This is a genomic window from Nocardia neocaledoniensis, from assembly GCF_003182135.1.
In the GTDB taxonomy this organism is placed as follows: domain Bacteria; phylum Actinomycetota; class Actinomycetes; order Mycobacteriales; family Mycobacteriaceae; genus Nocardia; species Nocardia neocaledoniensis.
In genome coordinates this window covers 84,332-107,716 of record NZ_QGTL01000005.1, presented here as the reverse complement: position 1 = coordinate 107,716, position 23,385 = coordinate 84,332, and the positions used below count along the sequence as shown (strand labels likewise).

Annotated in this window: 19 protein-coding genes; 10 read left to right on the top strand and 9 right to left on the bottom strand. The window is 69.1% G+C overall.

The features are described from left to right. Window positions 1-26: 26 nt before the first annotated feature. From DFR69_RS16200 to DFR69_RS16190, 3 genes are read right to left on the bottom strand one after another with little or no spacing between them, the layout of a single operon-like run. Window positions 27-1,121 carry a Zn-dependent alcohol dehydrogenase gene (locus DFR69_RS16200; RefSeq protein WP_110038402.1) on the bottom strand — a complete coding sequence of 365 codons (1,095 nt, stop codon included), beginning with the start codon at window positions 1,119-1,121 and terminating at the stop codon, window positions 27-29. Continuing rightward, the gene (locus DFR69_RS16195) at window positions 1,118-1,915 is read right to left on the bottom strand and encodes an enoyl-CoA hydratase/isomerase family protein (protein WP_110038401.1); all 798 of its coding nucleotides are present in this window, start codon (window positions 1,913-1,915) and stop codon (window positions 1,118-1,120) included. Before DFR69_RS16195 ends, DFR69_RS16200 begins: the two co-directional genes overlap by 4 nt. Before the next feature lie 10 nt (window positions 1,916-1,925). Next, window positions 1,926-3,533: a class I adenylate-forming enzyme family protein gene (locus tag DFR69_RS16190; protein WP_110038400.1), complete on the bottom strand. Its 1,608-nt coding sequence runs from the start codon at window positions 3,531-3,533 to the stop codon at window positions 1,926-1,928. A 286-nt stretch (window positions 3,534-3,819) separates the two neighbouring features. On the opposite strand from DFR69_RS16190, the gene DFR69_RS16185 reads away from it, so the two are divergent. Further along, window positions 3,820-4,497, top strand: a complete 678-nt coding sequence (locus DFR69_RS16185; protein WP_110038399.1) for a TetR/AcrR family transcriptional regulator — start codon at window positions 3,820-3,822, stop codon at window positions 4,495-4,497. Window positions 4,498-4,555: 58 nt separating this feature from the next. Here the strand turns inward: DFR69_RS16185 and DFR69_RS16180 are convergent, their stop codons facing one another. Genes DFR69_RS16180 through DFR69_RS16170 form a run of 3 tightly spaced genes read right to left on the bottom strand, consistent with a single transcriptional unit; the run spans window position 4,556 to window position 7,324 of the window. Then, window positions 4,556-5,260 (bottom strand): gamma-glutamyl-gamma-aminobutyrate hydrolase family protein, encoded by a 705-nt coding sequence (locus DFR69_RS16180; RefSeq protein ID WP_110038633.1) that lies wholly within the window; start codon window positions 5,258-5,260, stop codon window positions 4,556-4,558. 56 nt (window positions 5,261-5,316) lie between these two features. Beyond that, window positions 5,317-6,672: a glutamine synthetase family protein gene (locus DFR69_RS16175; protein ID WP_110038398.1), complete on the bottom strand. Its 1,356-nt coding sequence runs from the start codon at window positions 6,670-6,672 to the stop codon at window positions 5,317-5,319. Beyond that, on the bottom strand, window positions 6,665-7,324 hold the full coding sequence (locus tag DFR69_RS16170) for a hypothetical protein (RefSeq protein WP_110038397.1): 660 nt from the start codon (window positions 7,322-7,324) through the stop codon (window positions 6,665-6,667). Before DFR69_RS16170 ends, DFR69_RS16175 begins: the two co-directional genes overlap by 8 nt. A gap of 154 nt (window positions 7,325-7,478) precedes the next feature. Here DFR69_RS16170 and DFR69_RS16165 point away from each other — a divergent pair, with 154 nt between their 5' ends. Further along, entirely contained in the window at window positions 7,479-8,462 is a 984-nt protein-coding gene (locus DFR69_RS16165) for an alpha/beta hydrolase (RefSeq protein WP_110038396.1), read from the top strand. A gap of 83 nt (window positions 8,463-8,545) precedes the next feature. Further along, entirely contained in the window at window positions 8,546-10,903 is a 2,358-nt protein-coding gene (locus tag DFR69_RS16160; protein ID WP_110038395.1) for an MMPL family transporter, read from the top strand. A gap of 40 nt (window positions 10,904-10,943) precedes the next feature. On the opposite strand, the gene phaZ is transcribed toward DFR69_RS16160, so the two are convergent. Both phaZ and DFR69_RS16150 read right to left on the bottom strand, forming a co-directional pair. Beyond that, window positions 10,944-11,765, bottom strand: coding sequence for a poly(3-hydroxyalkanoate) depolymerase (gene phaZ / locus DFR69_RS16155; RefSeq protein ID WP_208643987.1), 822 nt, complete (start codon window positions 11,763-11,765; stop codon window positions 10,944-10,946). Window positions 11,766-11,788: 23 nt separating this feature from the next. Next, window positions 11,789-13,000 carry a PucR family transcriptional regulator gene (locus tag DFR69_RS16150; RefSeq protein WP_208643986.1) on the bottom strand — a complete coding sequence of 404 codons (1,212 nt, stop codon included), beginning with the start codon at window positions 12,998-13,000 and terminating at the stop codon, window positions 11,789-11,791. 315 nt (window positions 13,001-13,315) lie between these two features. Here DFR69_RS16150 and DFR69_RS16145 point away from each other — a divergent pair, with 315 nt between their 5' ends. Together DFR69_RS16145 and DFR69_RS16140 are read left to right on the top strand one after the other, a co-directional pair. Further along, complete coding sequence (locus DFR69_RS16145; protein WP_373867013.1) at window positions 13,316-15,034, top strand: PHA/PHB synthase family protein; 1,719 nt, start codon at window positions 13,316-13,318, stop codon at window positions 15,032-15,034. Between the two features lie 114 nt (window positions 15,035-15,148). Then, window positions 15,149-15,499: a hypothetical protein gene (locus DFR69_RS16140; RefSeq protein WP_110038392.1), complete on the top strand. Its 351-nt coding sequence runs from the start codon at window positions 15,149-15,151 to the stop codon at window positions 15,497-15,499. 8 nt (window positions 15,500-15,507) lie between these two features. Here DFR69_RS16140 and DFR69_RS33995 read toward each other — a convergent pair whose 3' ends face one another. Continuing rightward, window positions 15,508-16,356, bottom strand: a complete 849-nt coding sequence (locus DFR69_RS33995; RefSeq protein WP_146229295.1) for a hypothetical protein — start codon at window positions 16,354-16,356, stop codon at window positions 15,508-15,510. A gap of 50 nt (window positions 16,357-16,406) precedes the next feature. On the opposite strand from DFR69_RS33995, the gene DFR69_RS16130 reads away from it, so the two are divergent. The 5 genes from DFR69_RS16130 (at window position 16,407) to rsgA (ending at window position 23,346) form a co-directional block, all read left to right on the top strand. Continuing rightward, complete coding sequence (locus tag DFR69_RS16130; protein ID WP_110038390.1) at window positions 16,407-18,290, top strand: TetR/AcrR family transcriptional regulator; 1,884 nt, start codon at window positions 16,407-16,409, stop codon at window positions 18,288-18,290. Between the two features lie 160 nt (window positions 18,291-18,450). After that, on the top strand, window positions 18,451-20,277 hold the full coding sequence (locus DFR69_RS16125; RefSeq protein ID WP_110038389.1) for an acyl-CoA dehydrogenase: 1,827 nt from the start codon (window positions 18,451-18,453) through the stop codon (window positions 20,275-20,277). An 8-nt stretch (window positions 20,278-20,285) separates the two neighbouring features. Continuing rightward, entirely contained in the window at window positions 20,286-20,933 is a 648-nt protein-coding gene (locus tag DFR69_RS16120) for a TetR/AcrR family transcriptional regulator (RefSeq protein WP_110038388.1), read from the top strand. Between the two features lie 141 nt (window positions 20,934-21,074). Beyond that, window positions 21,075-21,965, top strand: a complete 891-nt coding sequence (locus DFR69_RS16115; RefSeq protein ID WP_186817343.1) for a DUF5995 family protein — start codon at window positions 21,075-21,077, stop codon at window positions 21,963-21,965. 289 nt (window positions 21,966-22,254) lie between these two features. Continuing rightward, entirely contained in the window at window positions 22,255-23,346 is a 1,092-nt protein-coding gene (gene rsgA / locus DFR69_RS16110) for a ribosome small subunit-dependent GTPase A (protein ID WP_110038386.1), read from the top strand. Window positions 23,347-23,385: the final 39 nt, after the last annotated feature.

The following is a 23,385-nucleotide window of genomic DNA, read 5'->3' as shown; positions in this document are numbered from 1 at the left end:
GGGACTCCTACGGTCGGTGGCGGGACTCAGACGGTGAGATCGGCGACGATGCGGGTGACCTCACCGGACTTCATCGCCTCGAACCCTTTGTCGATGTCGCGGAACGGGATGACATCGCTGACCATCTCGTCGAGCAGCAGGCGGCCCTGCTGGTACAGGCGGGCGAACTGGGCGATGTCCTCCTGCGCCTGGCCCGAACCCATGTAGGAACCGACGAGGCGCTTCTCGCTGAAGAAGAAGTTCCAGGCGGGCAGCGTCAGATCGGTGCCGTCGGGGGCGATACCGACCAGGCACGCGGTGCCGGTGGGGCGCAGCACCTCCAGCGCGGTGGCGGCGGTCCGCGCGCTGCCGACGGCCTCGAACGAGTAGTCCACGCCGTCACCGAGCAGGTTCTGGATCTCGGCGGCCACGTCGGCCGCACCGTTCACGACGTGGGTGGCGCCGTAGGTCTTGGCCGCGGCCAGGCGGGCATCGTCGAGATCGACGGCCACGATCGCCGAGGCGCCGGCCAGGCGAGCACCCTGGATGATCGCCGAACCCACACCGCCGCAACCGATCACGGCGACAGTGGAACCGGGGCGCACCTCGGCACCGCGGAACACGGCGCCGACACCGGTTATGATGCAGCACGAGAGCAGGCAGCCCACGTGCAGACCCACCTCGTCGGCCACCTTCACCAGCGAGTTCTCGCGCATCAGTGTGTGGCGGGAGAACGCGCCGACGTCGCCGAGCCGGTGGACCACCCGGCCGTCGAGCAGCTGGAAGGCGGGCCGGGGCCGCTGCCGGATCTGGGTGACGCGCTGGCACTGGGTCGAGTGCCCGACCTGACAGTTGCGGCACAGCCCGCACGAGGGTGTGAGGGCGCCGACGACCCGGTCGCCGGGGCGCAAGGTGGTCACGGCGGAGCCGACCGACTCGACCACACCCGCCACCTCGTGGCCGACCACCACGGGCAGGTCCGCGCTCACGGTTCCCGTCATGTAGTGCAGGTCGCTGTGGCACAGGCCCACATTCGAGACCGCGAGGCGGACCTCATGGGGTTCCGGGTCGTCGACCACGATCTCGGTGAACTCCAACGGTTCGTTGACCGCGGTGAGTACGGCTGCTTCGGTGCTGATCATGATCGACTCCGATCTCGGTTGCTCTGCGCGGGCGCCGACGACGCCGCGTTCTTCGATGTCCAGAAACCCGCGACGCCTTCGCTGAAGACGCCGGACTCCCACGCCTGGCGGGCGGCGTCGTCCTCGCGGGCGAAAGCGGCCTCGATCTCGTCGGCACGCGGCCGCAACAGGCCGAGGTGCAGCGCGGTGGTGCGTGGATCGGAATTCCACCGGCGCACGGTGTCGACCGCGCGAGCCACCAGGCTCTCCGCGGCGACGATCTCGTCCAGGAGCCCGATCCGCAGTGCCTCGTCGGCCTCGATCCGTTCCGAGCCGAGCACGATGCGCATCGCGTGGTTGCCGACCAGCCGGCCCAGCAGGACGCTCGACGCGTTGGAGATGATGATCCCGCGGTGGTTCTCCGGCTGGAAGTACTCGGCCGCCGGCGTGCCGATCCGCGCGTCACAGCACAGCGTGATCTCCGAGGCGCCACCGACCGCGATGCCGTTCACGGCGGCGATCACCGGGATCGTCGTCTCGAGAATCGCGCGGGTGATGTCGTGGAAAGTCGTTACGGCTTCGCGGATCTCGTCGTAGGTGCTGGGCACCGACCGCAGATCTTCCCCGGCGGAGAAGGCCCGTCCGGTGCCGGTGAGGACGATGCCGCGGACGAGATCGCCGGTGCCGAAGTGGCGGATGGTCTGCGCGAGTCGCACCCGGGTGGCCACATCCAGCACGTTCAGTTTCGCCGGACGGTTCAGGGTGAGCACCGCGACGTCGTCGTCGATGCGGGTGTCCAGATAGTTGTCGGTCATGTCCGGCTCCTCAGGCGCGCGGGGGCTGCAGGTCGTAGGTGGTGCCGGGGTGTTCGGCCGCGCGGGCTTTCAGCGCGGGCTTGGACACCCGTTCGGACGGGGTGCGCGGGAAGTCGGCGACGAACTCCACGAAGCGCGGGAGCTTGAAGCGCGCCAATTGGTTTCGCGCGTTGTCGAGGATCAGCTGCGCGGTCTCGCGGCTCTCCTCGACGCCGGGGGCGAGCTGCACGAAGGCCTTGACCTCTTCGCCGAACAGCTCGTCCGGGACTCCGACGACAGCCGTCGCGACAACGGTGTCATCGCGCTCGAGGACACGTTCGACCTCGGCGCTGGCGATGTTCTCCCCGCCGCGGCGGACCATGTCCTTGATCCGGCCGACCAGGCGGTAGCTGCCCGCCTCGCGCACCGCGACGTCGCCGGTGTGCAGCCAGCCCTCACGCAGGATCTGCGCGGTTTCCGCCGGCCGGTTCCAGTAGCCGAGCATCATCGGCTCGCCCGAGGTGATCAGTTCGCCGGATGCACCCTCGGCGACCTCGCGACCCTCCGGATCGACGACGCGGACCCGCTTGGTGGGAACCGGCTGACCCAGCCGTCCGCTGCCGACGTCACCGGTGCTCTCGGGCAGGCTGATCAGGTCGACGCCGCTCTCGGTCATCCCGAAGATCTCCCGCCACGGTGCGCCCCACCGCTGCTCGAGCTCCGCGTGCAGTGCGGCGGGGATGGCCGAGCACAGCACGATGCGCAGGTCGTTCGCCCGGTCCCGCGCGGTCGGCGGTTGCTTGAACAGCAGCGTCGGCATCGAACCGAGCACGTAGCAGAACGTGGCCCGGTGCTTGCGGACATCGGCCATGAAACCGGAGGCAGAGAACCGGGGAAGCACCACCAGCGGCGCCCCGATCGTCAGGCACAGGGCGGTGTTCCACTGCGGGTCCATGTAGGAGAACGGCTGTGAGGTGAGTGCCACGTCGTCGCGACCGAGGCCGGTCGCGTTCGCGCAGACCCAGCCCAGTCGAGTCCAGTAGTCGTGGGTCAGCATGCACGCCTTGGGGAATCCGGTGGTCCCCGAGGTGTATTGGAGGTTCGCGAGCGTCTCGCCGGTGACCTCGACGGCCGGCTGCTCCGCCGGGTACGCCGCGAGCTCGGCGGGCGAGGAGGCTTCGACGACCCGGAGGTCGGCCAGTTCGCCGTTCGCGGCGCGGACCTCCTCGACCAGCCCGGCGTGCTCGACGTCGGTGAACAGCACCCGGGCGCCGGAGTCCTGGAGGACGAACTCCAGATCGGCGCGCTGATACGAGGAGTTCACCGGCACCGTCACCGCGCCCGCCTTGAGGATCGCCAGCCAGGCGACCGGCCACTGCACGACGTTGGGCAGCAGGATCGCGACCCGGTCCCCCGGTCGGACACCGTCCTCGGTGCTCAGTCGCCAGGCCAGCCGCGAGGTCCAGTCGTCGATCTCGGCGAAGGTCCACGAGCCGTCGGCGAACCGCAGGAACTCGCGGTCGGGCGCACGGACGGCCTGGTCGGCCAGCAGACCGACGAGGGTGTCGATCGGCGGAGCCGCGGCCAGCCGGCCGAGCGCGAGCGCGCGTTCGGGGTGGACCGATTCGACTTGGGTCATGTCGTCCTCTTCGCGGGTAGCAGGTGGGTAGGTCGCCGATCGACCTGCAGTCGCCGGGCCGCGGCCGGCGCGGCTCGCACGCCGTCGTTACTGGGTGGTGAAGGGCCCGTTCGCCAGGAAATGTGAGGCCTGCCATAACGGTAGCGCTAGTGGGTCATTTGATCAAGGCGTATGACCCACTTCTTTCCGTGAAGTTCGGCGAGTGCTCATCCGACAAGCCCTTCGGACTGGTAACGTCGAGCTTGACTTGATCAATCGTTCAGATTCGCTTCGAAGGAGTAGTCGCATGGCTCGCATTCCCGCCGCCGAACGTCGCGCCGAGCTGGTGGCCGCGGCCGTGCGCGTGATCGCCGCCCATGGCGTGGACGGGGCGACCACGCGCCGCATCGCCGAGGAAGCCAACGCTCCCCTGGCGACGCTGCACTACTGCTTCGCCACCAAGGAGGTGCTGTTCGCGGCGGTCTTCGAATTCCTCGCCGGCGAGTACCGAGACGTGCTGCACCGCAGCGACGTCCACAGCGACGCGCAGACCACCGCCCGCGGGCTCCTGCGCGGCGTCCTCGAGTGGTACCTGGCGAACCCGGACTTCGGCGCGACCATCCTCGAGCTGATCAGCTGGGGACAACGGGAGGGCGAACAGGCCGAGGTGGTCTACTCCGAGGCCTACGGGACCATGCGCGCGATCCTCACGGGCACCACGACGGCGGCGGGGAAGCCGGTCGACCCCGACACCATCGATCAGCTCATCTACGTCGTCTCGGCGCTGTCGGACGGCTTCGCCCTGAACTGGCTGGTGTTCACCGACGTGGAGGCCGCCCGCGCCCAGCTCGAGCTCACCCTCGGCGTGCTGGACGCGTGGATGGCGGCCAACCTCGGGGAGGCCGTCGTCCCCACCGCCCAGCCGGTGGCCGACCCACCCGAGACCGACATGCGCTCGCTGGTCTCCTGGGTGCGCATGGATTGATCGCACTGCACTGTGGCCGACCCCGGAAAGGTGTCGGCCACAGTCATTTTCGCCGTATTCAGTGCCGGTCGGCGGCCGCGTCGACGAGCCAGCGCAGGGCGCCGTCGTCGGTGTGCATCCACTCGGGATGCCACTGGACACCGAGCACCGCCGCTCCGGGAAGCTCGACGCTTTCGGCGACACCATCTGCGGTACGCCCGGTGACGACCAGCCCGTCACCGCAGACATCGACCGCTTGGTGGTGCCACGAATTGGTGACCAGCCGATCACCGAACACCTTCTGGGCGGTCGTCCCCGCGTCGAACGTGACCACGTGCTCCGGATCGCCGTCCGACAGCGGCCCCGTCGCCATGAGGTGCTCGATCGGCCCGGCGGGCAGATCGGGAATCAGCGTGCCACCCAGCGTCACGTTGAGCACCTGCATGCCACGGCACACGCCGAGCAGCGGGATCTGCCGATCCAGCGCCGTCCTGGTCAACGCGATCTCGAACGCGTCCCGGCTGGGATCGTGTACGGACGGGTCGGCGACCGGATCGATCTCGCCGACCACCGACTCGTCCCCACCCCAGCAGCGCGGATGCACGTCCTGGCCACCGGTGATCACCAGCCCGGACAGCCAGTCACCCAGGTCCGCCGGATCGGCGTCGTAGGGCAGATTCACCGGCACGCCACCGGCACGGGTGATCCGCTCCGCGAAATCGGCGAAGAAGCAGTCGGTGAGCCGCTGACCGTAGCCCGGGTGCGCGCCCGCGATCAGGCCCATCCGGAACCGGCGTCCGGTCAGGCCGATCAAGGGCTTGCCCCGGGTCGCGCGCCCGGTCACGGGAACTCGAAGTAGCGCGTGGACTCCCACTCCGACAGCTCGGCGAACGGGTCACCGCCGGTCGTGTGGAACTGCATCCATTCCCAGCGGCGCGTGCCGACCCAGTAGTCGACGAACTCGTCACCGAGCTGCTCGCGCAGGATCAGGTCCGACTCGAGCGCGTCGGCGGCCTTGGTGATCGTGTCGGGCAGCCGTTCCAGGTCGGGCGCGCACCAGGCCATGTCGCTGACCGGGTCGGCCGGTTCCAGCTTGCCGTCGACTCCGGCGATCACGCCCGCCAGAATCGTCGCCACCGCGAGGTAGAGGTTCGCGTCGGCGCCCGGGACGCGGTATTCGAGCCGGGAGTACTTCGGGTGACCGCAGACCGCGCGCACCGCGGTCGTCTTGTTGGCGATGCCCCAGGTCACCGTGGTGGGCGGGCCGCTCAGGTCGACCAGGCGACGGTACGAGGTGATCTGCGGCAGCATCACCGAGGTCGCGCCACGCATCGTCGCGAGCAGTCCCGCGACCGCGTGCCGCATGGTGTCCGACGGACCGTCGGCGGCGTAGAACGCGTTGGCCCCGTCGCGCTGCAACGACAGGTTCACGTGCGAGGCCTGGCCGTAGCCCGCGGTCGGCTTGGCCATGAAGGTGACCGTGTGGCCCAGTTCGAAGGCCACCTCCCGCATCACCTGCCGAGCCCGAGCCCAGTTGTCGCACACCGAGATCGGGTCACCGGGAACGAGATTGAGCTCGACCTGACCGGCCGCGTCCTCGTCGCTCCACGCCTCCCACTCGATGCCGATCTCCTCGAGCCGCCGCGCGACCGCCGACATGTAGTCGACCCAGTCCTTCGACTTCGCCAGGTTGTAGGCGGTGCCCGCCGAGCCGCCGAGCGGGGTGAGATCGCGATAGCCCTTGGCCCTGGCCTCGTGGACCGGCTCCTGGAAGAGCGTGGCTTCGATCTCGACCGCGATGGTCGCGGTGAAGCCGCGGGTGGCGAGCTGATCGACCATCGTGCGGGCGAGATTGCGCGGACAGGTGCCGATCGGCGTGCCGTCGGGCTGCCAGTAGTCACCGATCACCGACTGGACCCCGGGCGCCCACTGGACCAGCGTCGACAGGTCGGGCCGGAACTGCAGGTCGGCGAGATGACCACGCCACGCGGGATAGGCGAAACCGAGGGTCGGCGCGTTGCCGAGGTCGAGCCCGAAGAGCAGATCGGCCATGGCGAAGCCCGATTCCGCGCACGCGGCGAACTTCGCGGGGGCGACGTTCTTGCCGTGGAAGGAGCCGTCGTGGTTGGTGGACTCGATCCGGACCGTGTGCACGCCGGGTTCGAGAGCCGTTGCGGTGGTGGCGATTTCAGACATCGTAACGAACCTTCCAGGATGCGCCGACCAGCACGGACAGCTGCGAGAGGGTGCCCCGCACGCCGACGAGGCCGGTGGACAGAGCGGCGAGCAGATCGACCGCGCCGGTGAAGACGGCGGCCAGCAGATCCGGCGGGCCCGCGATGACGTAGTGGGTCTCCCCCTCACCCGCGACGACCTGCTCCACACCGTCGGGGCCTTCGATGACGGCCACCAGCATGTCGGGGATGCCGGGGACCGAGCGGGCCTTGTCCCAGAAACTCACTGCGGCGCTCTTCCAATCCGGCAGCGGCGGCGACAGCAGCGCGGTGGCCACGCCGAGGAACTCGGGGGCGCCCACGGGGTCACCGACCGGGGCGAAGAACTGGTTCAGGTCGACGGTGACGTCGAGGTCGGGCTCGACCAGCACGCCACCCGACACCGCGATCGCGCCGTCGGCGAGGGTGATCGTGGCGGCCTGCGGGGTGTCGTGGGAGCGGATCGCGATCGCGCCGCTCAGGCCGGCGGGCAGCAGCGAGCTGTCGGCGCGGAGGGCGTCGGCGACAGTCCGGCCGATCAGCCGGACGATCGGACTGGCGTCGTCCTCGATCCGGATGTCGACCCCGCCGACCTCAGCCCCGCGCGTCGCGGGACCGATCGTCGTTTCGGTCATCATGTTGTCCTTTCGATGCGACGAGATCGTGTGCGCGGTACACCGTCGACACCGGATCCCCAATGGAACGTGAACTTATGGTCAAATGTCTGGGTCACGTGACTATGATGGTGAGGCACAGATCACTTGTTGTCAACGAGTAGCGAGGAATTCCATGACCGACGCCCCTCCCGCCTGGCAGGATCTGCTCGACGACCAGGCCACTGCGGTGGCCGGGTTGATCAGCCAGTTACTGCCGAAACCCCTGCACGAGCTGGGCCCCGAGCAGGCCCGTGCACTGGTGGACTCCACACCGTCCGCGCAGCCGATCACCCGACTGGAACATGTTGGACAATTGACCATGACAACGCGAGCGGGGGCGATCACCGCACGCCTCTACCGCCCGGACGACGCGCGGTCCGACAGCGCGACGCCCGCTCTGGTCTACCTGCACGGCGGCGGTTTCGTCCTGGGCACCCTGGACGGATCCGACGAGCTGTGCCGGGCGATCGCCGCCGGATCCGGCTGGACCGTGGTGTCCCTCGAATACCGTCTGGCTCCGGAGAACCCGTACCCGGCGGCGCTGGAGGACTGCGTCGACGCCTACGCGTGGTTGCTCCGATCGGCGCCCGACCTGGGTATCGATCCCGCGCGGATCGCGATCGGCGGCGACTCCGCCGGCGGCAATCTCGCCGCCGCCCTCTGCCTGTACCGGCGCGGCGAGGGCAGCGCCCTGCCGGTGGCGCAGGTCCTCGCCTACCCCGCCGTCGACGACACCTTCACCCGCCCGTCGTGGTCGGATTTCGCCGACGCACCGCTGCTCGGCGCCGCCGAGGGCCGCTGGTTCTGGGAGCAGTACGTCGGCGCCGGCCACCCCGGCGGCGACCCGCTCGCGGCGCCGATGCGCGCGAAATCACTTCGCGGCCTCCCGCCCGCGCTGGTCATCACCGCGGAAGTCGATCCGATCCGTGACGACGCCGAGGCGTACGCGCAGCGGCTGCGCGAGGAGGGCGTTGCCGTGTCCTCGACCAGATATGACGGGGTCTTCCACGGCTTCTTCACCGAAGTAGCGGTCTTCACACAGGCGAAGCAGGCGATCGGCGAGGTGTGCCGTTACCTGCGCGATCTGCACGCTCCCGGCGCAGATCAACGCGCCTGACCCTCGCCGCCGCGCCACGCCTGTCAGCGGATTTTCAGGTTCGCCTGGGAAGGTCGGTACCGCAACAGTCAGAGGAGTCGTTTGTGTTCAACCGTTGGGGCGGTCTGGTTCATCGGTGCCGTTTCGTCGTCATCGCCGTGGTCGGCGCCGCGCTGCTGGCGCTGGGCGGGTACGGGCTCGGGCTGTCCGATCACCTCACCTCCAGTGGGTGGGACGACCCAGGTTCCGAGTCCTCGCAGGGCTCGCGGATCGCCGATGAGGCATTCGGGCGCGACCACACCGCCGATGTCATCGTGCTGTACAACGCTCCCGACGGGAAGACGATCGATGATCCGGCGTTCAGCGCCACGATCGTCGACAGCCTGAACCGAGCGCTGGCCGAACACCCTGCCCAGATCGACAAGATCAACGGCGCCTACTGGCGAGTGGGCGACGCGCCCGCGGTGCCCTCGGTGTTCGGATCGGCCGACAAGAAGCACGCGTTCGCGTCGGTGGCGCTCGTCGGCGACAACGACACCGACCTGCTGCGCAGCTACCGGGCAGTGAGCGACGCCTTCGGCATCAATGGCGTAGATGTGGAAGTCTCGGGGCTGCAAGCGATCGGCGGCACTCTCAACGACACCATCGCCACCGACGTCCACCGGATGGAACTGCTGGCCATTCCCGCGGTGGCGGTGCTGCTGTTCTTCATCTTCGGTGGCATCGTCGCCGCCGCGCTGCCGCTGATCATCGGCGGGCTCACCATCGTGGGCGCCAACGGCATCGTCATGGCGATCACGAATGTCACCGAGGTCAACTCGTTCGTCTCCGCTGTGGTCTCGATGATCGGGCTCGGCCTGGCCATCGACTTCGCGCTGTTCATCGTCAGCCGGTTCCGCGAGGAGCTGGCCGCCGGGCACGACACCCCCACGGCGGTCCAGCGCACGGTGACGACGGCAGGCCGCACCGTCGTCTCCTCGGCGACGATGATCGTCGCCAGTCTCGGCGGCATCCTGCTGTTCCCCCAGGGTTTTCTGCGCTCGGTCGCCTATGGCACCATCGCGACCGTCTCCCTCGCGGCCCTGACCGCGGTGACGATCCTGCCCGCGATGCTGGCCGTGCTCGGACCGCGCGTGGACATGCTCGGCATCAAACGGTTCCGCAAAACCAAGACCGCCGAGGAGATCGACAGCGGTCTCTGGGGCAGGCTTCCCCGCTGGGTGATGCGGCATCCCTTGCAGGTCGCCGTGGCGGTCACGGTCGGCCTGCTGTTGCTGATCATCCCGATCAAGAACCTCGCCTTCGGCGGTATCAACGAGAAATACCTCCCGCCCGACAACAGCACCCGGCTCGCCCTCGAGCACTTCTACGAAGTGTTCCCGCTGAAGAAGACCGACCCCATTCAGCTGGTCTTCGTCAGCGAGGACACCACCGCCATCGGCGCGGCATGGAAACAGGCCAACCAGGCGCCCGGGCTCGTCGGCCAGTTCGGCGTGCCGAGCAACACCGGATCGAACGATCCTGCGGTGTATCGCACCTCGGCCACCCTGGTCGACCCGACCGGCAACGCCGAACCGACGATCGACTACCTGCGCGCCATCGACGTGCCCGACGGAGTGGCCATGTATGTCGCGGGCCAGCCGGCGATAATGGCCGACAGCATCGACAGCCTCCTCGACCGGATGCCCCTGATGATCGCGCTGGTCCTGCTGGTCACCACCTTGCTGATGTTCCTCACCTTCGGGTCACTGGTCCTGCCGATCAAAGCGGCTCTCATGAACGCCCTCGGGCTCGGCGCCACGCTCGGCATCCTGACCTGGATCTTCATCGACGGCAACGGCTCCGGGGTGCTGAACTTCACGCCACAGCCGATCAGCGCACCGGTACTGATGCTGATCATCGCGGTGATCTACGGCCTCTCCACCGACTACGAGGTCTTCCTGCTCTCCCGCATGGTGGAGGCGCGCGCCCACGGCGCCTCCACCACCGAGGCCATCCGCGCAGGCACCGCACAGACCGGTCGCATCATCACCGCGGCCGCGCTCATCCTGATCGTGGTGACGGGCGCGTTCGCGTTCTCCGACCTGGTGATGATGCAGTACATCGCCTACGGCATGATCGCGGCACTGTTCATCGACGCGACGATCCTGCGCATGCTGCTCGTCCCCGCGATCATGAAACTCCTCGGCGACGACTGCTGGTGGGCACCCAAGTGGGCCAAACGCATTCAGGAGAAGGCCGGCCTGTCCGAGCCGATCCTCAGCGACGAACGACCGCAACAGGACGCGATGGTCGACCTGGTGCGGACGACGCCGATCACCGATCCGCCGACCACGCGGCTGCCCGCGGTCCCCGACAGCAAGCTGGCACGGACTCCTCGCCGTCCGCGCACCGTCGCCGAGATCGAAGCCGAAGCGCCGACCCATCGGCTGGGCAGGATCGCCGACCCGCCGCCGAAGTAGGCGATCACGGGGAGCCAACGCGATGCGCCGAGCTCCGCGGTCAGGTCCTGGCAACAGGTCCCGGACGCAGGAACTCGGCGACTCGTGGACCGAGATCGTCGGCGCGGGTGACGAGTCCGAGGTGGCCGTCGGGGTAGATGTGCAGGGTCGAGTGGGGCATCAGCCGGTGCATGACCTTCGCGTTGATCACCGGCACGATGGGGTCGTCGTCGCCCGCGAGGATCAGCGTGCGCTGGCGGATCAGGGGCAGGAACGGCAGGCTCGTCCAGCCCGCGCCCGCGAGCAACTGGAGCGAATAGCCGAGCCCGGGGGCGCGGCCCGCGTGGCGGTGCAGGATCTCCCGCGCGAGTTCGGGTTCCGTCCGAAGACGTCCGCCGTAGATCGTCGGGGCGATCTCGGCCGCGTAGGCGGAATCTCGGTAGCGGCGCGGGGTGATCATCTTGCTCAGCACCCGGGGGCCGGCCGGGACCATCAGCATGCCGGTCGCCGTGGCGACGAGCACCAGGCGTCGGCACCGCCGGGGGTTCTGGAAGGCGAACTGCTGCGCGAGGCCCCCTCCCCAGGAGATCCCGAGTATGTCGGTCTCCCCGCAGCCGAGTTCGTCGAGAAGGTCGCCGAGCAGACAGGCGAGAGTGGCGAAATTGTAGGGCACACGGGGCAATTCGGATCCGCCGATGCCGGGCACGTCGAACCGGATCACCGGGATGGCCGGGTCGAGCCGGTCGAGGAAGGGCTGCAACAGCTCCAAACGCGCGCCGATCCCGTTGCACATCAGCAGAGGGCGGCCCTCTCCCGGGCGCACCGCCACGCGCAGGCGCCGCCCGTTGATCCGCAGTTGCCGAACCGTCTCGACCTCGGTCACGCGGCCTCCTTCACGTTGGCTACTCAGGCGTCGAGTCGATCGCCGAGCTCCGGGAACGCGCGGATGGCCCGCAGCGCGATGGTGAGATCGCTCAACACCCGCGGGTCGTCCAGCGAGCCGCCCAGGTGTTCTTCGAGACGGCGGATACGTTGCCGGACCGTGTTCTCGTGGCAGTAGAGCTGCCGTCCCGCTTCGGCGGCCGAACCGCGCGCGTCGATCCACACCGTCGCGGTGGTCAGCAGGGTCGTGCGCTCGTGGTCGGGCGTGGCGAGCACACCGCCCAGCACACGCAGCACGAACCGGCGCGTGGTCTCCCGGTCTCGCACAAGGAGATCGATGTGAGGGTCGTCGTCGAGACGGCGGATACCCTTCGTGCCCCGCGCCAGCGCCTCGAGGGCGACCTGGGCCAGCCGCAAGGCGCGGGCGGCACCGTCGAGGCGATGGAACACCGGGCTCACACCGACCCGCCCGAGCGCCACCTGCTCGACCGCGGTCAGCACCGCCGCCGGTTCCCGTCGTGGTCCCAGCGAGAGCACCCCGATCTCGTGGTGCGGCTGCGACCGCCACGCCGAACCCACATCGAGCCGCCGCAGGCGGTCCTCGAGTCGTGGCAGGGCCGAGGAGCGGCCCTCGGTGACCTCCGCGACGACGACGAGAAAGGTGCCTTCGTAAGGCAGATCGAGAAGCTTCGCGACCTCCCAGGCACTGAGCGAACCGGACGCTGGGCCGTCCAGGATCGCGGAAAGGATGCCGGATCGTCGACGGTCGGCCTCGATCATGCGTTCACTCATCGCCTCCCGATACGACTCGGTCAGGGCGAGGGAGAAATCGTCGGCCAGTTCCCAGATCGTGGTCGCGGTATCGAGCAGCGCGTCCACCGACCGCTGCCCGGAGTCACGGGCGGCGCCGAGCAATCGCTCCCAGACGAACGCGAAGCCGAGGCGATAGGCGCGCAGTACCTCGGGCAGCGGCATGTCCTGCGCCGCCCTGGTCCGCCCGATCAGGCGCGGCGCCGACAGGTCGCCGCCGCGTTCGCCGAGCAGCCGTCCCAGGATCTGATCCATGTTGGCTATCAGTGAGGCCCGCAGCTCCGCGCGGCTGACGAGGCACTCTGTGCGATAGATCTCGATCTCTTCGGTGATACGGACGAGCAGCTGGTCGGCCAGCGCATCGATCTGCTCGAGCAGGTCGGCGGCGAGTTTCGCCACCGGCTGAGCGAGGCTCGGAGTAGACACCTCGACAGGTTATCCACGGGGTAACGGGACCCGCCGCTTCGGACAGCCACAGTGTGGGTGCCGACACAGTTGCTCCGGAAGTGGTGTCGGCACCGACATTGGCTGGAATGCCCCCGATGCGTGACGCTGTGATCACGCGTTCGGCACGGTGGCCGCACTGAGATGCGGGTCATCGTGCGTTCGCCGCTGGATTGCGAAAACCCACTTCTCGGGCGCCGACCACCGCACCATGAGATCTCGGTGCCGGATCGACGCGAACCGACCAGAGCACGCTGCGCGGCAGCCGCACGCGTGGCCGACAGGAGTGGAGACGTCATCAGCAATCCCACGACATTCCAGGAACGCGCCGATCGCACCGCCGTCGATTCGCCCGAGTCGGCGGTGCCCCTCGACCACCCGCTGATCGCGGCCGCGCTCGGCCCGGCCAACCGGTGGCTGCCCGGCAACGCGGGGGTGAAGTTCCTCGACGCGCTGGCCAAGCGCCCCGACCGGGTCAAGACACGGGTCGGCAAGCTCGTCGACGAACTCGGCCGCATCGTGGTGGGCACCTCCCAGCTGGCCCCGCGGCCGAAGGACCGGCGCTTCAGCGACCCGGAGTGGTCGCAGAACCCGGTGCTGAAGCGCATCGTGCAGATCTATTTGGCCGCGGACGAGCTGGCCGAAGGGCTGCTCGCGGACGCGCCGATGGAGTGGCGCGACGCCGAGCGGATGAAGTTCGTCCTGTCCAACATCCTCGAAGCCGCTGCGCCGAGCAACAATCCGCTGATCAGCCCCGTCGCCTGGAAGACGTTCTTCGCCAGCAACGGCGCCAATGCCGTCGCGGGTCCGCGCAATCTGCTGCGCGATGTCGCCAGCTCGCCGCGGGTTCCCGCGATGGTCGAGCCGGACGCGTTCCGGGTGGGTGTCGACCTGGGGATCACGCCCGGCGCCGTCGTGTACCGGACGGAGATGTTCGAGCTGATCCAGTACCTGCCGCAGACCGAGACCGTGCGCGCGGTGCCGCTGCTGATCGTGCCGCCGACCATCAACAAGTACTACGTCCTCGATCTGGCGCCCGGCCGCAGCATGGTCGAGTATCTGGTGCGGCAGGGTCAGCAGGTGTTCATGATCTCCTGGCGCAATCCCGAGGAACGCCACCGTGATTGGGGCATCGACGCCTATGCCGAAGCGGTGATCGAGGCGTTCGGCGTGGTCGACCGGATCACCGGCGCCGGCTCCGTGCACACCATGGCCGCGTGCTCGGGCGGACTGATCGCCTGCATGGCGGCCGCGCACCGCGCGCAGACCGGCGGCATCGGCGAGCTGGCCAGCCTGAACCTGTTGGTCACCATGATCGACCAGAACCGCGGTGGCGTCGCGGGTTCGCTCATCGACGAAGGGATCGCGCACGCCGCGATCGCCCAGTCGCAGCGCACCGGCTATCTGGACGGCCGCACCCTGGCCGAAGTCTTCGCCTGGCTGCGTCCCGCCGACCTGGTCTGGAACTACTGGGTCAACAACTATCTGCAGGGCAGGACCCCACCGCGCTTCGACATCCTCTACTGGAATGCCGACACCACCCGGATGCCCGCCGCGCTGCATCGCGACTTCCTTCTCGCCGCCCTGCACAACAAGCTGGCCACCGCGGGAGGGGTCACGGTACTCGGTACCCCCATCGACCTGAACGCGATCACCGTTGACGCCTACGTCGTCGCCGGGTCGGCCGACCACATCTGCCCCTGGACCAATTGCTATCGCAGCGCGCAACTGCTCGGCGGCAGGGTGCGTTTCGTCCTGTCGACCAACGGCCACATCGCGGCGCTGGTCAATCCGCCCGGCAACCGGAAGTCCAATTACCAAGTGTCGGAGGATCTTTCCGTCCACGCCAGGGACTGGCGCGCGGCGGCGCCGACGGCGCAGGGGTCCTGGTGGCCGGACTACGCGGCCTGGCTCGGCGACCGATCGGGGGGCGACAAGCCGGCGTCGGCCGTGCTGGGCAACACCGAGTTCCGCCCGCTCGGCGTGGCCCCCGGCACCTATGTGATGGCCGACTGACCTCGGCGCCCGTACAGGGGGCGAGCCTCGTCAACGCACCACATCCCGTCGGCCTTGTCGTCGCCCAGGCGCTGACGACGAGCGCCGGCGTCTCGGGGCTGCTTGAATAGAACTGTGCGGGGAGCCTCGGATCTGTGGGAGCGAACACGGCCGGACCATTGGTGGGGCGGCGCGGCGCTGGGCTTCCTGGTCGTCGCGCTGGCCGACCTGCTGTGGATGATCAACCGGCCAGGCAATGCGCTGCCGTCCCCCGCCGTCACGATCGGCAGCTTCGCGGGGCCCGCCGCCGTCGCCATCACGTTGTCGTCGGCCGGCATGGTGATCAGTCGCCGAGCCGGCTACCGACCCTGGTTGTCGTCCACCGCGCTCTGCCTCTCCCTCGGCTTCGTCGCACTGTGCACCCTCGGCGCCGTCCTCTTCGTCGTGGCGATGCTGCAGGGCATGGAAGCCCTCTCGAATTTCTGACCCTCCCGTCAGCCACAGCGACATCGCACACCGGCCCGCTGAGCGATCCGCTCGCTCCCGACGAACAGGTGAAGGTCGTCGCACTCCCCGACCAGCAGCGCGCTGTCGACCGATTGTGCGGCCAGCCTGGCCAGGGTCGCCCGCACAGCACCGACGAAGTGTTCCGGCCACTCGGCCGTGCGCACCGCGAGCACCGGCGTCCTGTCCACCTCGGCCAAGCCGAGAGTCACGGACAGCGTCTCCCCCGGCCCGATCTCGGGCAGGCCCGCCACCACACCGGGCGGGGTGTCGCGGTGCGGGTTGAAAGCGTAATGCTGCCAGGGCCTTTCACCGAACCGATAACACAGGACCCCGTGGTGACGCGCCTCGGTCCAGGCGAATTCCATTGCGGCGGTATCGAAGTCCGTGATATCCGCCGGCGTCGGCGCTACGACGTCGACGTGGAACAGTCCGCCATCCGTGGTCAGGATCAGTTCCGACCCCGGCCAGCGCCGCAGACCGGAGTGGAAGTAGCTACCGAGGCGCAAGCTGAGCGGGTCAGACATACGCACATCATCACCCAGCGGTCGAGGCAGAGCGTGACAACCGCACCCGATCGCATCGATATAGCAGACAACGGGCCTGGGCGACCACATCGAGACCCACGCCGTCCGAGGTAGCGCTGCGCGGACTGAACGCCCGCAATCGCGACTGGAGGCGGCCGCACAATTGTGTTCTCTGATCGGCTCAGGTGTGACCCTGCTGATCGCTTCCATGGTGGCAGCGCCGATCGTCGCCGGCATCCCGTCAGCTTCCTCCCCGAACACCCGAAAACGCAACCGTCGGGGCCGGCCATTGTCGGTGACTTCCTCGATCACATACTCTGAATACGAATAAATCCAGAGTTGGGGTCGGGAGGCCGAGGGCCATGGCGAGAGTCGCGGCGGCGACGGGGCGGTACGGGGGCAGGTCGGCCGACGAGCGGCAGGCCGAACGGCGGGCGCGGTTCCGGGAGGCGGGGCTGGAAGCATTCGGGGCGGGTGCCGGCTATCGCCACACACGGCTGGCCGATCTGTGTCAGGCCGCGGGGCTGTCCACGCGGCAGTTCTACCAGGAGTACGACACCCTGGAGGACCTGCTCGGCGAGCTGCACCTGCACCTCGACGGCATCGTCGAACAGCACGTCCTCGACGAGGTCGCGCGGGTCGACGACCTGCCGCTGGCCGCGCGCGCGGGCGCCATGGTGCGCGCCTACCTCTCCTACGTCACCCGCGACCCGCGGTGCGCGAGAATCGCGTTCGTCGAGATCGCCGGGGTCAGCGCGCGGATGGACGCCCAGCGCAGGCAGAGCCGGGCCCGCTGGGTGGACCGGATGTGCGCACTGTTCGAGAGTTTCGCAGGCAGGGGTGAACTCGCGCCCCGCGACTACCGGCTGACCGCGGCCACCTTCGTCGGCGCGGTCGACGGACTGATGCGGGACTGGACCGCGGGCTGGGTCGACGCCACCGTCGACCAGCTGACCGACGAGCTGCTGCGGATGCTCCTCGGCGCGCTCGGCGCCACCGACCACGCGGTGACGGCCGCACCGGCCAAGACCGCACCGCCGGTGCGCCGCAGGCCCCGCGACCGGCGGGCCACCATTCTGCGCGCCGCCAACGCCGCCTTCGCCGAACACGGCTACCACCGCACGTCGATGGCCGACATCGCCACCGCCGTCGGCATCACCAGCGGCGCGCTGTACCGGCATTTCCGCACGAAGCAGGAACTGCTCGGGTCGTGCCTGCGCGAAGGACTCGACCTGATCCTGGACCGCGTCGACGCCGCATGCGCCGACGGCGCCCCCGCCGACGCCGCGCTACCCGCGCTGGTGCGGGTAGCGCTCGAGACGCGCGGGCTCGCCCGCTTGTGGCAGCTCGAGTTCCGCAGCCTGACCCCGATGGACCGGGTGGGCGTGCTGGCCCGATCGGTGCGGCTGACCCACCGGATCGGCGCGGCCGTCCGTGCCCGCAGGCCCGATCTCGGCGCCGCCGACCGCGACGCGCTCGGCTGGGTCGTGCTGTCGGTGGTGACCAGCCCGTCCAACCACCGCACCCAGCTGCCCGACGACGCCTTCGCACGGGTACTCGACGCCGCCGTCGACGCGGTCATCGCTGCCGGTGTCGCCGCCCGGCCCGGCGCACGCGCCGACACGGCCGACTCCGACGGTGCCCCCACCGATCCCGATTCCGCGGCACGGACCGAGCAACTCGTGGCCGCCGCCGCCCAGCTGTTCAGCGAGCGCGGGTTCGCCGCGGTCAGCATCGAGGACATCGGCACCTCCGTCGGCGTGCGCGGCCCCGCGCTCTACCACCATTTCGAGAGCAAGTCCGACCTGCTGGACGAGATCATCGAGCGCAACAACCGGTGGATCCAGCAGTACACCGAGCGGGCGCTGGCCGAGGGCGGCGATCCGAGCGACTCGCTCCGCCTGCTGCTGCGATACTACGTCCGATTCGCCAGGGAGAGAACCGATCTCGTCGGCACCGCGGTCAGCGAGACCGGCAATCTACCCGCCGGCGCCGCCGCCAGATATCGGCGGATCCATCGCGACGGCATCATCGGCTGGGCCCGGCTGCTGCAGTCGGTGCGGCCCGAGTTGAGCCTGCCGACCGCGCGGGTGCTGATCCATGCCGTCACGACGGTGGTCAACGACGCGGTCCGCAATCCGCGATTGACCCGCCGCCCGGATCTCCTCGCCGAACTCTGCGCGCTCGGCGAACGGATCGCCCTCGCCGAACTTCCGGAAAGATCCTTAACACCTGATGACTTATAACCGGTTCCACACCGCCATGGTGGACTGACCGACTTATCGGCGAGTTACTTATGGTTGCGCGGCGCATGATTGTGCGCCATCATGGCTCCCGCGGCGCGAAGCGCGCCCGGTTCAGCACCCGCCCCGGTCGGGGCGGGTCCAGTCGAGAGGTGACGGTCCGGTGGGCCACTACAAGAGCAACGTTCGCGACCTGGAGTTCAATCTGTTCGAGGTCTACGGCCTCGACACCGTCCTCGCCACCGGCGCGTTCGGCGATCTCGACGCCGACACCGTGCGCACGATGCTGAGCGAGGCGGCCCGCCTCGCCGAGGGCCCGGTCGCCGAGCCCTTCGCCGACACAGACCGCACCCCACCGCTTTTCGATCCCACGACGCACTCGGTACGCCTGCCCGCGCCGTTCAAGAAGGCGGTGCGCGCCTGGCTCGACGCCGAATGGCCGCGACTGGCCAAGTCCACCGAGATCGGCGGCGTCCCCGCGCCGCAGATGGTGGGCTGGGCGGTCAACGAATTCGTGCTCGGCGCACAGCCCGCCGCTTACATGTACTCGACCGGCGCCATGATCGCCGCCGTCCTTGCCGAGGTCGGCACCGAGCAGCAGCGCGGATGGGCGGCGCAGATGGTGGAGCGCGACTGGGGCGCCACGATGGTCCTCACCGAGCCCGATGCCGGTTCCGACGTCGGCGCCGGCCGCACCAAGGCGATCAAGCAGGAGGACGGCACCTGGCACATCGAGGGCGTGAAGCGATTCATCACCTCTGCCGACTCCGACGATCTGTTCGACAACATCGTCCACCTGGTCCTGGCCCGCCCCGAGGGCGCGGGCCCCGGCACCAAGGGCCTGAGCCTGTTCATCGTGCCGAAGGTCCACTTCGACCACGAGACGTACGCGCTCGGCGACCGCAACGGCGTCTTCGTCACCAATGTCGAGCACAAGATGGGCCTGAAAGCCTCGGCCACCTGCGAACTCACCTTCGGCGGCCACGGCGTGCCCGCGGTCGGGTACCTCGTCGGTGACGTGCACAACGGCATTGCGCAGATGTTCAAGGTCATCGAGCAAGCCCGGATGATGGTGGGCACCAAGGCCATCGCCACCTTGTCCACCGGCTATCTCAACGCCCGCGAGTACGCCAGGTCGCGCGTGCAGGGCGCGGATCTGACCAAGGCCTCGGACAAGACCGCGCCGAAGGTCTCGATCATCCACCACCCCGACGTGCGCCGGTCACTGCTGATGCAGAAGGCCTACGCCGAGGGCCTGCGCGCGGTCTACCTCTACACCGCGGGCCATCAGGATCCCGTTGTCGCCCAGCATGTCTCGGGAGCCGACGCCGAACTCGCCGCACGCGTGAACGACCTGCTGCTGCCGATCGTCAAGGGCGTGGGCTCCGAGCGCGCCTACCAGTACCTCACCGAATCGCTGCAGACCTTCGGTGGCTCCGGCTTCCTGCAGGACTACCCCATCGAGCAGTACATCCGCGACGCGAAGATCGACTCGCTCTACGAGGGCACCACCGCCATCCAGGCCCAGGACTTCTTCTTCCGCAAGATCGCCCGCGACCGCGGCGTCGCCCTGGGACACCTGCTGGGCCAGGTCAGGGCCACCGCCCGCTCCGACGCCGACGGTGGACGGCTCAAGACCGAAAAGGTGCTGCTCGGCTGTGCGATCGAGGACGTCGAGGAGATGGTGGCCACGCTCACCGGGCACCTGGTCGCCGCGGGCGGGGAGCCCACGCAGCTGTACCGGATCGGGCTCAACGCCGTGCGCTTCCTGCTCGCGGTCGGTGATCTGCTGGTCGCCTGGCGCCTGATCGTGGCGGCCGAGGTCGCGCTGACCGCCCTGGAATCCGGCCGGGACACCGAGTTCTACCGGGGCAAGATCGCCGTCGCGTCGTTCTTCGCCAACACGGCGCTGCCCCACGTGACCGCCGAACGCGCCGTGCTCACCGCGACCGACCTGGGCGCGATGGAGCTCGACGAAGCCGGGTTCTGACCGAGCCCATGCCATCCACCCGACAGCCGCGGCCCACCGCCGGCACCTCCCCCGCCCGGCGGCGCCACGCGCGGCGCGACCAGTTCATCGACATCGCCCAGCGCGTGTTCGCGGGCCGCGGCTACCACGGGGTCACCATGCAGATGGTGTGCGAGTCCGCGGGCATCACCAAACCCATTCTGTATCAGTACTTCTCGGGGAAGCTGGAGCTCTATCTGGCGGTGGTGCAGCGGTATCTCGATCAGCTCGCCACCGCGGTCCGCGAAACGCTGGCGGCCCCGCCGTCCGACTACGACACGGTGCGCGGCACGATCACGGCGTTCTTCGACGTCGTCGACGGTGACGCGTCCGGCACCCACGTCCTGGTCTTCGATTCCGCGGTGCCCAGCGAGCCGTCGGTCCGGTGGCGGGTGCAGACGGCCAAAGCCGAGTGCACCGCCACGGTCGCCGCCGCGCTGTGTCACCGTGATGAGACCCCGTGGCGGACTCAGCTGCTCGCCGCGTGGCTGGTCGGCGCCGGAATCGCCGCCGCTGGACAGTGGCATCGCACAGGCCGCCCGATCCCCAAGGGCCAGGCGGTCGAGACGACCACTCAGCTGTGCTGGGCCGGCCTGCAGAGCGCGGCCGCCGTCCCCGCCGCGGCGGCGGTCGCCTGACCGGGTGATGTCCACCCCGCAAGCCTGTTCGACATCCGGATTCCGGCGTTCACGGGACCGCCGGCGCGTCCGTTCGACGGCGACCGGCTTCGCGCCGTGTCGTAGTCGGCGGTTCTCACTTCTGGGTGGTGGAATCTGCGGGTGCGTGTCTCGAGCGGAATAGCCGCTGTCGCTGCGTCCCTGATCATGGCCGTGCCCGCGGTCGTCGCGGCGCCGGCCACCGCCGCTGTGCGCGACACCGCCTGCGGTTCGGCACTGTCGTCCAGCGAGGTCGACGACATCGTCGAGCTGTCCGATACCGCGACGATCACCGGCGCCGACGGTCTCACGCGGCTCGAGGACGCGGTAGACCGGCACCACCGGATCACCGAGATCCTCAGCGCGCACCGGGATCTGCGTGGGTTGTTCGCCATCGGCCTCGACGCCGTCGAATACGCGGCGGTCATGCCGCTGCAGCGCGACCCAGCGGCGTTCCTGAACCGTGAGTACGCCCACGCGATCAGCACCGAACTCCTGCGCCGATTCCTGGACAACCTGCACGCCGAGTTCACCGGCGGCGTCACCGAACCGCACTGGGCCCACTATTTCGCGCTCGCGAAGGACTGCGGCGCGTCCAGGGCCCGCACCGCCATGGCGGGCTACAACGCCCACCTCACGGTCGATCTCGCGTATTCGGTGGCGGCCGTTCACAGTCGACCCGAGCACGCGCCGGACTACTTCAAGATCGTCGCGAGCATCGCCGCCGTCGGCGACGTGATCATCGACCGCACCAAGGCTGTCTACGGCGCCGATCTCGGCCCCCTGTGGCGGTTCTATTTCGTCGGTGAGGGGCTCGACCAGTTGTTCGGCGCGGGCGTCGCCACCGAGCAGATGCTCATCGCCGCCGATCTGGGCGCCAACACCGTCATCTTCACCAACGGCCTCGCCCTGCAGGACCCCGCGCTCGCCCCCGGCGTGCGTGCGGAGATCACCGCCCTCTGGCAGGCGGCCGATCTGGCCTTCGAAGCGCTGGCCAGGATCAACGCACTCTGAATCGCCCTCCCACGGCGTATGAGGGCGATTCACAATGCGCTGGCCGGGCCGGCACGCCGCGTGTTACCTTGTGTCGTCCGTGTTCGACCTGGAGTGCGAGAGAATGGGAGGTGAGTTGATGTTTGCGGCGAAGACCGCTGCGGTGCGCAGCGCCCGGACCATCCTCACGTCCCGGGCCCCGGTCTGACCCCGATACCCACTGCCGTAGTCGCCCCGAGCTCTGCGCTCGCGGCGTGGCCGGTGGTGGATTCCGTGTTCGAACGGGGCTCCCTCTTTCAAGGGTCTCATCGTGCATTCATCACACTCTTCTTCCTCTTCGTCGTCTTCGTCGCAGCTCTCCGAGCTCGGCTGGGACGCGGAATTCGCGGCGCTGTTCGCTGAGCACGCCGCCGCCGGACTGATACCGGCCCGCATCGTGCGCGTCGATCGCGGACTATGCGACACCCTCACCGCGAACGGGCCGATCCGCGCCGACAGCAGTGCGCTGACCGGCGCGGATCGCGAGCACATCGTGTGCACCGGCGACTGGGCCGCGCTGTCCCCTGGTCCGCGACCGCGGGTGGTGGCCTTGCTGCCCCGGCGGACCGCGATCACCCGCGCGTCCTCGGATCGCACGTCCCATCAACAGGTCCTCGCGGCCAATGTCGACACCGTCGTCATCGCGGTGTCGCTGGCGGTGCCGGTCAACGCGGGCCGGATCGAGCGTCTGCTGGCGCTGGCATTCGACAGTGGTGCCCGCCCGGTCGTCGTGTTGACCAAGGCCGACCTGGACGAGCAGCCCGGCGTCGGCGAAGCCGTGGTCGCCGGGTTGGCTCCCGGCGTGGAGATCCTCACCACCAGCGCCGCGACCGGGTCGGGCATGGACCGGCTGGCCGCTGTCGTGACCGGGACGGCGGTGCTGCTCGGCCCGTCCGGCGCCGGGAAATCCAGCCTGGCCAATGCGTTGCTCGGCCGAGAACATATGGGCACCAACGATGTTCGTGCCACCGACGGCAAGGGCCGCCACACCACCGTGCATCGTGAGTTGCTCACTTTGCCCGGTGGCGGGGTGCTCATCGACACCCCTGGCCTGCGCGGCATCGGCGTCCAGGACGTCGCCGACGGTGTCGGGCAGGTGTTCGCCGAGATCGAGGCGTACGCCCGCGACTGCGCGTTCCGCGACTGCGAACACCGCAGCGAACCCGGGTGCGCGGTGCAGGACGCGGTCGTGTCCGGCGAGCTGGACCTCGGCCGGCTCGAGCGCTACCGCAAGCTGCTGCGGGAGAGCCAGTGGGCGGCCACCCGCGGTGACGCCCGCCAGGCCAACAAGCGTGGCAAGACCGAAAAGGCGATCACGAAGCACCTCCGCGCGACCTACCGGTTCCGTGACCGTCAGAACTGACACCGGTTGCTTTGGTACACACCATCATTCATCACAGGA